At 38.2% G+C, this 13,816-nt stretch carries 15 protein-coding genes; 8 read left to right on the top strand and 7 right to left on the bottom strand.

The window, feature by feature from the left end:
• Positions 1-2: 2 nt before the first annotated feature.
• A complete protein-coding gene (locus tag H8692_RS10255) occupies positions 3-764 on the top strand; it encodes an RsmE family RNA methyltransferase (protein ID WP_177270139.1) in 762 nt (253 codons plus the stop codon).
• Positions 765-768: 4 nt separating this feature from the next.
• Complete coding sequence (locus H8692_RS10250; RefSeq protein WP_177270141.1) at positions 769-1,680, top strand: NAD(P)-dependent oxidoreductase; 912 nt, start codon at positions 769-771, stop codon at positions 1,678-1,680.
• 12 nt (positions 1,681-1,692) lie between these two features.
• Here H8692_RS10250 and H8692_RS10245 read toward each other — a convergent pair whose 3' ends face one another.
• The 4 genes from H8692_RS10245 to H8692_RS10230 form a co-directional block, all read right to left on the bottom strand.
• A complete protein-coding gene (locus H8692_RS10245) occupies positions 1,693-3,060 on the bottom strand; it encodes a sensor histidine kinase (protein ID WP_243206968.1) in 1,368 nt (455 codons plus the stop codon).
• Complete coding sequence (locus H8692_RS10240) at positions 3,057-3,731, bottom strand: response regulator transcription factor (protein WP_177270143.1); 675 nt, start codon at positions 3,729-3,731, stop codon at positions 3,057-3,059. Before H8692_RS10240 ends, H8692_RS10245 begins: the two co-directional genes overlap by 4 nt.
• 29 nt (positions 3,732-3,760) lie before the next feature.
• Positions 3,761-4,381 carry a DUF4342 domain-containing protein gene (locus H8692_RS10235; RefSeq protein WP_187525635.1) on the bottom strand — a complete coding sequence of 207 codons (621 nt, stop codon included), beginning with the start codon at positions 4,379-4,381 and terminating at the stop codon, positions 3,761-3,763.
• A 196-nt stretch (positions 4,382-4,577) separates the two neighbouring features.
• Positions 4,578-6,392: a polysaccharide deacetylase family protein gene (locus H8692_RS10230; RefSeq protein WP_187525634.1), complete on the bottom strand. Its 1,815-nt coding sequence runs from the start codon at positions 6,390-6,392 to the stop codon at positions 4,578-4,580.
• An 86-nt stretch (positions 6,393-6,478) separates the two neighbouring features.
• Between H8692_RS10230 and mtaB the strand changes: the two genes are divergently transcribed.
• The 4 genes from mtaB (at position 6,479) to H8692_RS10210 (ending at position 9,537) form a co-directional block, all read left to right on the top strand.
• Positions 6,479-7,813, top strand: a complete 1,335-nt coding sequence (mtaB, locus tag H8692_RS10225) for a tRNA (N(6)-L-threonylcarbamoyladenosine(37)-C(2))-methylthiotransferase MtaB (protein WP_187525633.1) — start codon at positions 6,479-6,481, stop codon at positions 7,811-7,813.
• 83 nt (positions 7,814-7,896) lie between these two features.
• On the top strand, positions 7,897-8,238 hold the full coding sequence (locus H8692_RS10220; RefSeq protein ID WP_177270151.1) for a histidine triad nucleotide-binding protein: 342 nt from the start codon (positions 7,897-7,899) through the stop codon (positions 8,236-8,238).
• Positions 8,239-8,328: 90 nt separating this feature from the next.
• Positions 8,329-8,808, top strand: coding sequence for a CBS domain-containing protein (locus H8692_RS10215; RefSeq protein WP_187525632.1), 480 nt, complete (start codon positions 8,329-8,331; stop codon positions 8,806-8,808).
• An 18-nt stretch (positions 8,809-8,826) separates the two neighbouring features.
• On the top strand, positions 8,827-9,537 hold the full coding sequence (locus tag H8692_RS10210) for a TIGR01906 family membrane protein (protein ID WP_187525631.1): 711 nt from the start codon (positions 8,827-8,829) through the stop codon (positions 9,535-9,537).
• A 30-nt stretch (positions 9,538-9,567) separates the two neighbouring features.
• On the opposite strand, the gene nadC is transcribed toward H8692_RS10210, so the two are convergent.
• The 3 genes from nadC to nadA form a co-directional block, all read right to left on the bottom strand.
• Entirely contained in the window at positions 9,568-10,419 is an 852-nt protein-coding gene (gene nadC / locus H8692_RS10205; RefSeq protein ID WP_187525630.1) for a carboxylating nicotinate-nucleotide diphosphorylase, read from the bottom strand.
• On the bottom strand, positions 10,419-11,747 hold the full coding sequence (locus H8692_RS10200; RefSeq protein WP_187525629.1) for an L-aspartate oxidase: 1,329 nt from the start codon (positions 11,745-11,747) through the stop codon (positions 10,419-10,421). The genes nadC and H8692_RS10200 overlap by 1 nt, the downstream gene beginning before the upstream one ends.
• Positions 11,748-11,851: 104 nt before the next feature.
• Positions 11,852-12,760 (bottom strand): quinolinate synthase NadA, encoded by a 909-nt coding sequence (gene nadA, locus H8692_RS10195; protein WP_177270161.1) that lies wholly within the window; start codon positions 12,758-12,760, stop codon positions 11,852-11,854.
• Between the two features lie 359 nt (positions 12,761-13,119).
• On the opposite strand from nadA, the gene rpsU reads away from it, so the two are divergent.
• Together rpsU and H8692_RS10185 are read left to right on the top strand one after the other, a co-directional pair.
• Positions 13,120-13,299 (top strand): 30S ribosomal protein S21, encoded by a 180-nt coding sequence (gene rpsU / locus H8692_RS10190; protein ID WP_022146591.1) that lies wholly within the window; start codon positions 13,120-13,122, stop codon positions 13,297-13,299.
• A gap of 33 nt (positions 13,300-13,332) precedes the next feature.
• Positions 13,333-13,785 carry a GatB/YqeY domain-containing protein gene (locus tag H8692_RS10185; protein ID WP_177270163.1) on the top strand — a complete coding sequence of 151 codons (453 nt, stop codon included), beginning with the start codon at positions 13,333-13,335 and terminating at the stop codon, positions 13,783-13,785.
• Positions 13,786-13,816: the final 31 nt, after the last annotated feature.

Genomic DNA, 13,816 nt, shown 5'->3' with positions numbered 1-13,816 from the left:
TAATGAGAAGATTTTTTGTTCCTCCTGAGAATGTAGGAGAAAAGTATATCACGATAGATGATAAAAACGATTTGCACCATATGGAGAGAGTGCTGCGTCTTTCGGCAGGTGACAGGCTGGATATTTCAGATTCGCAAGTTTGGGAATACAGGACTGAAATAGTGTCTATTGATGAAGACTGCGCAAAAGTTTTGATCTTGGATAAACAAAAATTTTCTTCGGAACCTGATATCAAGATAACGTTGTTTCAGGGCATACCTAAACAGGGAAAGATGGAGCTGATAGTACAGAAAGCCGTAGAGCTTGGCGTAAGCAGTATAATTCCTGTATTTACTGACAGGACAGTGGTGTCTGATAAGGGTAATTTCAGTAAGAAAATACAGAGGTGGCAGAAGATATCGGATGAAGCGGTTAAACAATGCAGACGCGGGATAATTCCGCAGATATCACAAGCTGTTAAAATGACGGAGGTGATAGATTCATTCGGTGACTTTGATCTTGTTCTGTTTCCATATGAAAATGAAGATGGCGTGACGATAAAGGATGTTCTGAGACAGCAAAATGGCTCATCAGACAATGCCAAAGAGCTGAATGTGGAGAGTATAGCCGTCATAATAGGACCTGAGGGAGGATTTTCCCGGGAAGAAGCTGAAAGAATTACCGGAAGCGGAGGAAAATCAGTATCGCTGGGTAAAACGATTTTGAGAACTGAGACAGCATCTCTTGCGGCATTATCAATGATCATATATGAAATGGAGTTATGATGACATGAAATGTGTATTTTTGGACTGTGCAGGGGTGAATCCCGGAGATATATCATGGAAAACTTTTCAACATTTTTGTACATTTCAGTGGTATGAAAAGACTGAAAAAGAGCAGATGCAAGAGAGGCTTATAGGAGCAGAAGCTATCATTACAGATTCTGTAATAATAGACAGGAAAATCATGGAACAGTTCACTGATCTGAAGTATATAGGAATAGCAGCTACAGGATTTGACAACGTTGATACAGAAGCAGCAGAAGAGCTGGGAATAGCAGTTACCAATGTTCCCGCATATGCGTCGGATGCTGTTGCACAGCATGCGGCAGCTCTTCTGCTGTATGTAACTAACAAGATACATATATATGATGACGCAGTGAAAAACGGTAAATGGAACAGTAAAAGTGACGGTGGATTTTCTGATGTATCTATAACCCTGCTTTGCGGAAAATCTATCGGAATAATAGGTTATGGGGCTATCGGAAAGAGGATAGCAGAGATCGCAAAGGCTCTTGGAATGAAGGTGAACATATACAGTCGCAATCCGAGCGCCGCCATATCTTCTGATGTGGTATCACTGAGCTGCCCCCTAACAGAAGACAACGCCGGAATTGTTAACGAAGATTTTATAAACAATATGAAAGATGGCGCTGTACTTATCAATACGGCCAGAGGCGGGCTTATAGATGAAAATGCTCTGGCCCGGGCTTTGAAATCAAGGAAGATTTCGGCAGCTGCGATAGATGTGATGGCTTTGGAACCACCTGAAAAAGACAATCCGCTTTTATCTCTTGAAAATTGTTTTATCACTCCTCATATAGGTTTTTCTCCTTTAGAAACGAGGAGAATCGTAATAGAAACATGTGCAGAAAATCTTAAAAGTTTTCTTAAAGGAGGGCGTCTTAACAGGATAGTATAAGGAATGCAGTTGCTATAAATTCTTTTGCGGCAGACTGACTGTTATTCTGGTTCCTATGTCTTCACGCGACAGTATGCTGAAATATCCGCCATGTTTGTCTATTATCCATTTTGCGATGGAAAGACCCAGACCTGTTCCTCCGTTGTCTTTTCTTCTTGCCGGATCAGAACGGAAAAAACGTTCGAAGACGTGAGGAATATCGTTTCCTCTGATACCTATGCCTTCGTCTTGGACTATAAAGGAAGGCGTATTATTGGTCAGCATAGTTTTTAATATGATGGATGATCCTTCAGGAGTATATTTGACAGCATTATCCAACAGTATGCGGACTGTCTGCTTAAGCATTGATATATCACCGTATGCCTGTATGTCCTCTTTTGCCGGTTTAAAAATATATTTATGTTTGTGATCTATCATTGTTGATTCTTCATATACTTCCTGCATCATGTCATTGAGTGATATGGCTTGTATATTGAGTTTTGTCTTTCCACTGTCACTTCTTGCAAGGAAAAGCAGCTGTTCTACAAGTTTTTGCATATGTTGGGTTTCACTTTTTATGGCATCTATAGATTCATCTAGTATTTTCTCATCATTTTTTCCCCATCTGTCCAGCATATTTACATAACCCTGTAATACTGAAAGCGGTGTGCGCAGCTCGTGAGAGGCGTCTGAAACGAATCTGGACTGCTGTCTGTAGCTGTCTCTCATTCTGTCCAGCAAATTGTTGATAGAGTTTTCGAGCTGTATCATTTCAGCATTGCCGGTGCGGAGCCTAACTCCTTCTTTGGCAGGACTTATGGCATTTATGGCATTTTCCAGTTCAGCGAATGCTTGCTGGTCAAAGTCAGTAGTGTTTCCCAGGATATGTGCTTTAAAGGCCAACTCATCTAGGGGCGCCAGATGACGTCTTATTTTAGAGGCCCCTGAAACTGCACAGGAAAATAGAGTGATCATTTCTGTAAAAATTAGTACATAGAGACAGGATGTTAGATTTACAAGAAAGTCTCCGCTGTAAAGAAAATGTTCAAAATCGTTGCTATCTTTATATACATATACGGTTTTCATTAAAAATTTTTCAAATTTTTTAGGAAATATGAAAGTGAAACGGTTTTTATCGGTTTCTTTGTATTGAATTGTGGCTTTATATTCATCTGATGATCGATCGTTTTCTTCTATTTTCAGCGATGTAACTGATGAGAATTTTCTGTCAGAAAATACTTTAAGAGTACTGCTGCTTTTTTTTTCTGCGCTGTAACACCACATAGAGACAGAGATGACTATAATCAGAATGTCTATTAGTATAAAAGATGACAGCAGCTGAGAAAAGTTGCCAGCGTTTATTTTTCTTGATATGGATTTTGTATGCTTATTGTCACTCATTTTATTATATACCCCACGCCTCGTACGGTTCGTATTATCTTATCGTTGAATACATCATCTATCTTATTTCTCAGATAATAGATATACACATCGACAATGTTGGTTTCTCCCATGTAATCATATCCCCAGACTTTGTTGAGCAGGGTGTCTCTTGATAAAACTATTGATTTGTTTTCCATGAGGGTTCTTAGAAGAATAAATTCTCTGTTGGTAAGCTGTATATCATTATTATCATATGTTACGCGTCTTGATGAGGTATCAAGACATAATTTTCCTGCTGTCAGCATGTTGTCCTCAAAACCGGCTGTTTTTCTGTGTTTGAGGCAGACCCTTATACGGGCCAGAAGCTCTTCTATAGCGAAAGGTTTTGTTATGTAGTCGTCGGCACCCATATCAAGGCCTGATACTTTGTCCATAACTGCGTCACGTGCTGTCAGCAGTATGACCGGGACATGGGAAGATCTTCTCAACCGGCGAAGCACCTCAAGACCGCTTATTTGGGGAAGCATTATATCCAAAAGGATAAGATCGAAATGGCCTGACTGGGCCATTTCGAGTCCGTTTCTTCCATTGAATACTTTTGTTGTTTCATATCCTTCATGGGAAAGCTCCAGCTCTATAAATCTTGCAATTTTTTCTTCATCTTCAATGATAAGTATTTTTTCTGACATGTATATCTAATTTCCTTTTTACTCGTATATTAATTTTCCTGTGTTTCATTTTTATTGTTTTCGGTATCTTTTTCACGATTTTCAGAACTGTTCGGATAGGCATCTTTGCAGGAAAATTCATCTTTTATATTTTCAGCAGCGTCTCCGGCTTTGTTCATGACTGAGTTTACTTTATCATTGCCAAGATCAGGTCCCGAAAAACTGTACCTGTAGCCGCAGAATAGGGCTATCAGCATTATTATGAGTACTGTGCATAAAGATATTACCATCAGTATTACAAGAAGTATAACGGGAATATCCATGATATTTCTGCCGTTTTTAGATACGATAAATGTATTTTCACACCCCTTTTTGAGAAGAAAGACTATGCCATCCCATATAATTTTGAAAAAACTTCTCTCTTTTTTCTTGTTTTTGTCGTAATTCTGGTAAGTTTCCGCAACTTGTTTCGGATTTTTCGGTACTTCTTGATGAGTGTTGGAAGGAGCAGTATACGAACCGGAGTTTTCACTTTTTATCTTGCCTCTTGCTTCGAGTTCGATAACTGCATCCAGAAGATCCCAGTCACATTGTTCCAAAATCTCTTTTGCCTCTTCATAAGAAATATTAGCTCTTCTTTTCAGTTTTTCTGCTTTTTCTATATTATCCATATTTTCCCTTTCTTCCTTTGATTCATGCGAAATATCTTTTTGTGTTTCTGCGATATCAACACTGCCGGCTGTTGTTTGATATGAGATAATGATAAACAACAGATATTAGATAATTATTTAAGAAAGATTAGAATTTCATTAGAAATATATTTTATCATATTTCTGAGGAAACAGTGGGATTTTTATACTGCGTATATTATTGAAGGAATGTAAAGAATTCTTTTGCAGGAATATCGGGAGGTCTCAAATGTCGCTTTAGTTTATAAAGGCATTGTGGGTCTCCTTTTTTTACGGTACTTACTCCTTCTGTACAACTCAAGGTTGCCTTGAAGCCGATATCTTTCAGTACAGTGTCTGTATTTTCATTAAAAGCGCCGAATGGATATGTAAAGGTATTGGGAGCAACACCTGTTACATAGGCTATTTTGTCCTGCAGATGACATATATCAGAGGTAAGAAACGATTTATAATGGCTGTCGCTTTCATTTGATACCTGGGAAACTCCATTTCTTTGGTCATATGTATGACAGTCATAGGAATGGTTTTGTATTTCCCAGTATCCTGAAAGATGCATTTCCAGGATATCGTCCCATGTTACGTGAGCATAATTGGGGTTTTTATCATTACTGTTTGAAAACTCGTCAGACATTTTTCCCACTACTGAGATAACTGCCTTCATATTATACTTTTTGAGGAGTGGATAAGCGTAATAATAATTATTGTAATATCCGTCATCGAAGGTGATAACGATAGGCTTTTTGGGAAGTTTGCTTTTCCCTTCTACGAAGGATATTACATCTTTCATGAAAACAGGAGTATATCCTTGTTCTTTCAGATATTTGAGATCTTCCTCAAAAAGCTTGGGAGAAACGATATATTTATTATTATTTTTGTTTTCTTTTAATATAGAGTGATACATAATTATGGGGAGCTGTATTTCGTTAGCGTTTGACGTTTCTGCAGAGGCCTGCATTTCTTCAAGATAGTGGTTTTTTTCGATAAAAGGATATTTTCTTTCATATTTTCCTGTGGTTTCATTTTTTATTACAGTGCAGCGGTGAGATGACAGGAGCTTGGTTATAGAGTAAAGATCTATCCATATTTGAGTGGGGCTGTCTTTTGCTTCTTCATCAAATACAAGCTGCATGCCGAAATGAAGATGTGGAGTGTCGATATTATTGGTGTTTTCTTTGAGGCTGTAACCGGTCTGTCCGGTATATCCTATGACATCACCGGCTGTGACGGTTGCTCCAACATATAGATTATCGGCGTAAGGATCGTCCTTTTGAAGGTGAGCATAATAATAATATCGCTGTTTGTCATAACTTCTTATACCAAGCCTCCAGCCTCCGTACTGATTCCATCCGAGAGCTTCGATTGTACCGCTTTCAACAGCGATAACAGGAGTGCCGACAGAAGCCATCATATCATGTCCTAAATGTCTTCTGCTGTATCCGTAACTTCTGTTTTCTCCGAAATCATCAAAATCGGAATAATAAAATCCATCAGCGATGGGAGAGAAAGCTTTGAGTCCATAAGCCTTTTTCCATGTTTCCTCTCCTGATTCTTTGTCTGGTATCTTTATCTGATATTCTCCAAGAAAGCCATTCAGCACAGCTCCATAAGCTCTGCTGTAGTAGTTGAAGTATTCCATGTCTTTGGTTATGGTTGCTGTTGATTTGCCTTTTTTTACCTCAGAGACGAAGCTGTCCATGTCCTGTTTTTTGTAATTATCAAAATTACCGCCGTATTTGGCACCCAGATAGGCCAGAATATCTACCCAGTCTATGTGTGTTTGTTCATCATATGTATCTATGTCGATATCCATAGCACGCTTGAGGACTTCATAAGGTATATTGAATTCCACCCATTTTATGGGGTTCTGATTGTCTTTTACTTTTTTGCCTGTAAGAGCAGCAGGGTCTGATAAAAGTACAGAAAAACATAATGATAAAGCGGTACATATGGCTAATATGCTTATTACCATGGCTTTGGCTTTTTTCTTTTCCATAAAAACCTCCTTGACTATTTAAAAATATGAACGTATCCTTTGTTTTATGTGTATAGCAGCTGTGTTATAATGAATTAGGAGGGCATATGATGAAGGTTGCGTTTCATACATTAGGATGTAAAGTTAACAGATATGAGACAGAGGCAATTTCTGAAAAATTCAGGGCAGCAGGGTATGAGGTCGTGAATGAAAGAGAGTTTGCCGATGTTTATGTCATAAATACATGTACGGTTACTGCTGTGGCTGATAAGAAGTCAAGACAGTATATACGGAAGATGAAAAAGGTAAATCCCCATAGTATAGTTGCAGTAACAGGCTGCTATGCTCAGATAAAGCCGGAGGAAGTATCAGCAGTGGAAGGTGTGGATATCGTTGCAGGAACCAATGAAAAGAGCCGCCTTACACAGTATGTATCCAGATTCATGCAGGAGAGGATAAAGCAGATACATATAAAAGGGTATGAAGAACTCGACGTGTATGATGATATAGGGATCATCAGCGATTCTGAAAACAGGACGAGAGCTTATATAAAGATCCAGGAGGGATGTAACAGATTTTGTACATATTGTGTTATCCCATATGCCAGAGGCAAGGTGAGAAGCAGAGATTTTGACGAGATCATAAGTGAGGCAGAGCAGCTTATAAAGGCCGGTTATAAGGAACTTGTTTTGACAGGAATAAATACTGCACTTTATGATATGGAAAATAAGAATGAGCGAAAGCCACAGCTTTATGGAGTCGAAAAGATAATTGCAGCTCTTGATAAAATGCAGGGAGACTTTAGGGTACGTTTAAGTTCACTTGAACCTGCTGTAGTTAATGCCGATTATGTCAAAAGACTTTTGAAATATGAAAAATTATGTCACCATCTGCATCTTTCTGCTCAGAGTGGCAGCGACGATATCCTTTGTGCCATGAACAGACCATATGACAGAAAAGGATATATGGATATAGTGAAGGTTCTGAAAGAATTTGATCCGTTATATGGGATATCAACTGATATTATAGTAGGGTTTCCGGGAGAAAAGGAGAAGGATTTTGAAGAAAGCTGCAGTCTCGTGGAGCAGTGCGGATTTTGTAAAACCCATATTTTTAAATATTCCAAGAGGCCGTTTACAAAAGCGGCCGAAATGAAGGGACATATAGCGCCTCAGGTAAAAAACAGGAGAAGCGATAAGTTGCATAAAGCGGGAAGGATGGCGGCGGCAGAATTTTTCAGACGTAATAAAGGCAATATTGAAAAAGTTCTTCTTGAGGAGGTATATGAGGAGAAAATAATGATCACAGGGTATACAGGCAACTATATTAAGACATATATAAAAACAGAACATATGGAGAAGGCGGAGGAGATGCTCAATACCATCGTAGAAGTAAAGCTGACAGAACCTTACAATGATGGCATGATGGGAGAACTGGTTTAAGGAGCAGTAAATATAGCTAAAAAAGAAAGTCTATAAATGGAATAATGTGGTATAATGAACAAAAATAGAAAGGAGATGAAGATATGAACGATTGTATATTTTGCAGGATATCTAAGGGAGAGATACCTTCAAACAAGGTATATGAAGATGATAAGATTTTATGTTTTCATGATTTGGACCCTCAGGCACCGGTTCATGTACTAATCATACCCAAGAAACATATAGCTTCGCTTGATGATGTTGGTGAAGAGGATAAAGAGCTTTTGGGACATATAATGACTAAAGTGAAAGATATTGCGAAGACACTGGGTCTGGAAAACGGGTACAGACTGGTAAACAACTGCGGAGAAGATGGGTTTCAGACAGTCAAACATATACACTTTCATCTTTTGGGAAAGAGAAAGATGACATGGCCTCCGGGCTGATAGGAAGATAAAATAAATATCAATATACATATACATACAGGGATAGACGCAATACAGTTGACTGCTGCCGTGTGGGCGGGGAGGAAGGCTATGATCAAAGTAAAAGATATCATGGAAGAAAACGTTTATACATGCCACGAAAATGTTAATGTAAAAGAGGTCATGGAGTATCTGTATGAAAAGGGGATCGGAGGAGTTCCTCTTGTTGATGGCGATTTGAAAGTAGTCGGTTTTATAAGTGACGGCGATATAATGAAATATGTGTCGAAACATAAACCGATTATTTTTGATTATTGTGATATATCTGTTACTGTTATTGATAATACTTCTTTTGAGGACAAGGTTCAGGACCTCATGGAAATGAAGGCTGCAGAGATTGCTACAAAGGATGTTGTCTGCATGGATTCAGAAGACAGTGTCGATGAAGCGGCGCAGGTGCTTTCAGTGCAGAAGATAAAAAAGGTTCCTGTTGTCAGCAACGGAACGTTAGTCGGCGTTGTCAGCAGATCAATGATAATAAGGCACATAATGCAGAATATGATCACTGTCTATGATGAAATTGCTGATTGAAAGGATGATTCTTAATAAATGAGATTTGCGCATTGGACGGCAGGAGTAATTTTTGCGTTTTCATTGATTGTTATGTTATTATTTATAAGCATAGATATTGTTTTATATTCTGATTTCAGCGTATATGAAGAGGAATACAGGAAATACGATGTGCTGTCGGAGCTTGATATGACAATGGATGATGTCATGTATGTTACAGAGGAGGTAATGACATACCTGAGGGGTGATACGGATGTATTATCAGTTGTAACAGATATAGAGGGAAAAGAGCAGGAATTTTTCAACCAGCAGGATAGATTTCATATGGAGGAAGTAAGAGCTTTGTTTGCTGCAGGAATACGGATAAGGATGGGATCATGTATAGTAATGGCAGTCTGCCTTATTTTTCTCTTTATCACGAAGGCAAATATAATAAGAATTTTTGCGAGGTCTTATCAGGCAGTATTATCTGTAACGGTGTTATTTTCTGCTGTAATAGCGGTTGTATCATTTATAGATTTCAATAAGGTGTTTGAGATTTTTCACCGGATATTTTTTAATAATGATCTGTGGCTGTTTGATCCTGCTGAAGATTATATGATAAGATTATTTCCGGAAGGATTTTTTGCTGATATGGCTGTAAGGATAGTTTTTGTGTTTGCTGTCTCTTTGGCGGTGATTTTCATTTTGAGTATGTTTCTTTTTAAATATAAAAAGAAACATAATAAAGAAGAGATACGAAAGTTTTAGCAGATATCGTATCTCTTTTTGAGTTCAGGATCAAAGCAATTTAAGGTTTTTAAGGGAAAGATCAAGGATAGGAGCAGAGTGGGTAAGAGCTCCGCTTGATATGTAGTCGACACCTATATCTACAAGCTTTTTCAGGTTTTCTGCCGTAACGTTTCCCGAACATTCTGTTTCCGCTTTGCCTTTAACCATTTCAACAGCTGTTTTCATATCTTCCTCAGACATGTTGTCCAGCATAATTATATCCGCTCCTGCTTCAAGGGCTTCCTGCAGCATTTTTAGGTTCTCCACTTCCACTTCTATTTTTCTTATAAAAGGGGCATATTCCTTCGCCATTTTTATTGCATTAGCAACGCCTCCGGCTGCATTTATGTGATTATCTTTAAGCATAACACCATCTGAAAGGTTATATCTGTGGTTATATCCGCCGCCTGTTCTTACAGCGTATTTTTCGAATATTCTCATATTAGGCGTAGTCTTTCGGGTATCGAGAAGTTTTGTTTTGCTGTTCTTGAGGATATCGGACATATTTTTTGTATATGTGGCGATGCCGCTCATTCTCTGTAAAAAATTGAGAGCTGTTCGTTCACCTGACAATATGGCTTTTACATCGCCGATAATGGTAGCTATAAGCTGTCCGTTTTTTATCATATCACCGTCGGAAACTGAAGTTTCCATTCGTATGTCATCATCAAGAAGTTCGAAAACACGTTTGAATACATCAAGGCCTGCAATGATTCCGTTCTCTTTGCATAAAAGCTGAGCAGAACCGTAAGTTTTTTTTCTGACTACAGAATTTGTGGATACATCTTCTGAAGATATATCCTCATGCAGTGCCATTAAAATTAAATGATCTGCATTGTTTTTCATTGTAATATTGTCCATTATGCCGACTCCTTCTTATCTTTTCGGATAGCTTCAAGTATCTGTTTTTTGTTGTTTTCAGTATATTTTTGCGTGTCTTCATATTCTGTCAATGTAAGATTATATATTTCTGACAGTGATTCCAGAGGCATTCCGATATTTTTGCTGAATCTCTGTGATCCTAAGGAGGGGCTGCTGCTTATATGCATGGCTGCACTTTTTGCGAAAACAAGACTTTCCAGAAGTGAGTTGCTTGCAAGCCTGTTGGCTCCATGGACTCCGTTACAGCATGTTTCTCCTGATGCATACAGATGATTCATAGAGGTGCGGCTGTTCAGATCGACATCAACTCCGCCCATAAAGTAATGCTGAGCGGGTACTACAGGTATCAAATCTTTTGTTATATTATAGCCATGTTCCAGACATTTTCTGTATATATTCGGAAACCTGTCTTTTATATTTATATTTTTTATAGGCAGGAAAGATAGCCATACGTGTTCTGTACCATCTTTTTTCATCTGTTGGAAAATCGCATTGGAAACTACGTCACGCGGAAGGAGTTCATTGACAAAACGGTTTCCGTTTTTATCGTATAAATGTGCTCCTTCGCCGCGTACAGATTCCGATATCAGAAATCTTCTGTCGTCAGCTTTTGAAAAAAGAGTGGTAGGATGTATTTGTATATAGCTGATATTTTTCAGTTTGATATTTCGTTTTAGAGATATAGCAAGGGCATCTCCTGTAAGATGAGAAAAGTTTGTGGAGTTGTTATATATGCCTCCGATCCCTCCGCATGCCCACATCACATTCTCTGCAAACACGGGAATTATACTGCCTGACGGATCGGTCATAAGAATTCCGTCACAGTTCTGGTTTTTGCATAATACATCCAGCATGGTTGTATGAGTCATGATGGTTATGTTCTTTTTTTCTTTTACGTGTGATAAAAGCTTACTGGTGATTTCTTCACCTGTAATATCATCGTGATATAATATTCTGTTGGTAGAGTGGGCTCCTTCACGTGTAAAAGCAAGCTTGCCAGAGTTTTTTTCGAATTCTACGCCATATTCAATAAGTTCATTTATTACTGTTTGAGATTCTCTGATCATAAAGTCTACAGATTCTACGCTGTTTTCATAATGTCCGGCTTTCATTGTATCTTCGAAAAAACTATCGTAATCATCATCGCCTTTTAATACGCAGATGCCACCTTGTGCCAGAAAAGAGTCGCTTTCTTCCAGACCGCCTTTTGTGATCATTAAAATATCCATATCTGAAGGGAGATGCAATGCCGTAAAACAACCGGCAACTCCTGTACCTACAATGATCACATCATATTTGTTTTTCATGATGAGTCAATCCTTCTTTCTTATAAATTGTTTAAAGGGACATGATTTTTTATATCCCAAAAAATTTTAAAATTTAAAATAATTGGTAAGATATGATTTTTAGATTATCTTGATAATTCAAGCATTTTTTTCATAGGTGCGTATGAGTTTTTAATAAGAGTCTCGTCCATATTTATTTCCGGAGATTCTTTTTCGAGTGCTTCGATAATATTATCTATGTTGATTTTTTTCATATTGGAACAGACTTGAGGAGTTTTGACAGTAAAGAATGTCTTGTTGGGATTTTTCTTTTTCAGTTCATATAAAACGCCCGATTCAGTAATGATTATGTATTCTTTACTATCGTTTTCTGTGGCATAATTTATTATTCCCGATGTACTTCCGGTGTAATCTGCAAGAGCAACTACCTCAGGCTTCGATTCCGGATGTACCAGAACAGGAGCATTAGGATGTTTTTTCTTTACCGCCATAATGTCATCAGCTGTTATTTCGTGATGTACGTAGCAGAAACCGTCGTTGAATATAAAATTTTTTTCGGGAATTCTGTCTGCGATAAAATGGGCAAGATTTTGATCAGGTATGAAATATATATTTTTGTTAGACAGAGCTTTCACTATTTTCAGAGCATTTGAAGAGGTAACACAAACGTCACTGTTTGCCTTAAGTTCTGCTGTAGAATTAACATAGCAAACTACGGCTACGTCATCATATTTTTCACGCACAGCTTTGATCTTGTCTGTATCGGCCATATGAGCCATAGGGCAGTCGGCAGTTATGTCGGGTATCAGTACCTTTTTATGGGGGTTGAGTATTTTTGCGCTTTCTCCCATGAAAGAGACTCCGCAGAGTAAGATTATGTCTGCGTCAACCTTAGAGGCTGTTTCACTCAGATAATATGAATCTCCGACAAAATCAGCCAGATCTTGAACCTCATCGTTTACGTAATAGTGTGCCATTATTACTGCGTTTTTTTCTTTCTTCAAATCCTGTATCCTATGGATCTTTTCATTCATAACATTAACTCCTTTGTCGGCGTCTGATGATGACAGACGCGTTAATAATCTGCATGTCAAATTGTCTTGAGTATAACATGTTTTAAGAGTTTTAACAAGACAAATGTCTTTAACTGTGTCAAGACAATAGTGGGGCAACTGAAAAGTTTTAATAAAGTTGATTTGTAAGTATATACTTAAAAGCAGGACCGGCAATGTTTTTCAAAGTATAAAGGCCCGATGCAGTTTGGGAACAAAATAATCGGCTTATACAAAAAAATCTTGCATAAATCCGTATAAAATAGTATAATAGCAACGTTATAGGCAAGCCGTTCTTAGGTTTACAAAGATTTCTGTAAAGTCAGGAGGTGAAACGGGAAATGGCACAGGTGATAGTAAGAGAAAACGAAAGCTTGGAAAGCGCTTTAAAGAGATTTAAGAGGTCTTGCGCAAGAGACGGAGTTATGTCCGAACTCAGAAAGAGAGAACATTACGAGAAACCTAGCGTAAAGAGAAAGAAGAAGTCTGAAGCTGCGAGAAAAAAGGCTAAAAAGTATTAGTTTTAGACAAATTGCAGATTAGAGGTGTTTTAATTGACCTTGAAAGAAAGATTGAACGCTGACTTTAAGGAAGCGATGAAAAATAAGCAGACGGTACGAAAAGATACCATAAGCTTTGTGAGAGCTGCTATTAAGCAGTTTGAAGTAGACAATAGGGAAGAAATCGACGATGCAGGGATTGCGTCCATCTTAGCCAAGCAGGTTAAGATGAGAAAAGATGCCCTCGCTGATTTTGAATCGGCCGGAAGAACGGATCTTGTGGAAGCTTATAACGCAGAAATCGAAGTTCTTACAGAGTATATGCCTAAACAGCTTACGCCGGATGAAATACTGGATATTGTAGCGGATACGGCAGCCACATTAGGCGTAGAAAAAGGCAGCGGAAAAGCCTTCATGGGTAAACTTATGGGAGCTACGATGCCTAAGGTAAAAGGGGTTGCTGACGGTAATAACGTGAAAGATGCCGTAGAGCAGTTTCTTGGATAACATACAACATATAGATATTGTTTAAAAATCG

Origin of the sequence: Lentihominibacter hominis (assembly GCF_014385065.1) — a bacterium.
Taxonomy (GTDB): Bacteria; Bacillota; Clostridia; order Peptostreptococcales; family Anaerovoracaceae; genus Lentihominibacter; species Lentihominibacter hominis.
The sequence above is the reverse complement of the archived record's forward strand: the minus strand, read 5'-3'. Positions and strand labels throughout refer to the sequence as shown.

Coding starts and splice junctions, on each gene's coding strand:
- H8692_RS10255 (WP_177270139.1), top strand. CDS start 3: ATGAGAAGATTTTTTGTTCCTCCTGAGAATGTAGGAGAAAAGTATATC.
- nadC (WP_187525630.1), bottom strand. CDS start 10,419: ATGGACAATATTACAATGAAAAACAATGCAGATCATTTAATTTTAATG.
- H8692_RS10245 (WP_243206968.1), bottom strand. CDS start 3,060: ATGAGTGACAATAAGCATACAAAATCCATATCAAGAAAAATAAACGCT.
- H8692_RS10200 (WP_187525629.1), bottom strand. CDS start 11,747: ATGAAAAACAAATATGATGTGATCATTGTAGGTACAGGAGTTGCCGGT.
- H8692_RS10215 (WP_187525632.1), top strand. CDS start 8,329: ATGATCAAAGTAAAAGATATCATGGAAGAAAACGTTTATACATGCCAC.
- nadA (WP_177270161.1), bottom strand. CDS start 12,760: ATGAATGAAAAGATCCATAGGATACAGGATTTGAAGAAAGAAAAAAAC.
- H8692_RS10210 (WP_187525631.1), top strand. CDS start 8,827: ATGAGATTTGCGCATTGGACGGCAGGAGTAATTTTTGCGTTTTCATTG.
- mtaB (WP_187525633.1), top strand. CDS start 6,479: ATGATGAAGGTTGCGTTTCATACATTAGGATGTAAAGTTAACAGATAT.
- H8692_RS10220 (WP_177270151.1), top strand. CDS start 7,897: ATGAACGATTGTATATTTTGCAGGATATCTAAGGGAGAGATACCTTCA.
- H8692_RS10240 (WP_177270143.1), bottom strand. CDS start 3,731: ATGTCAGAAAAAATACTTATCATTGAAGATGAAGAAAAAATTGCAAGA.
- H8692_RS10250 (WP_177270141.1), top strand. CDS start 769: ATGAAATGTGTATTTTTGGACTGTGCAGGGGTGAATCCCGGAGATATA.
- rpsU (WP_022146591.1), top strand. CDS start 13,120: ATGGCACAGGTGATAGTAAGAGAAAACGAAAGCTTGGAAAGCGCTTTA.
- H8692_RS10230 (WP_187525634.1), bottom strand. CDS start 6,392: ATGGAAAAGAAAAAAGCCAAAGCCATGGTAATAAGCATATTAGCCATA.
- H8692_RS10235 (WP_187525635.1), bottom strand. CDS start 4,381: ATGGATAATATAGAAAAAGCAGAAAAACTGAAAAGAAGAGCTAATATT.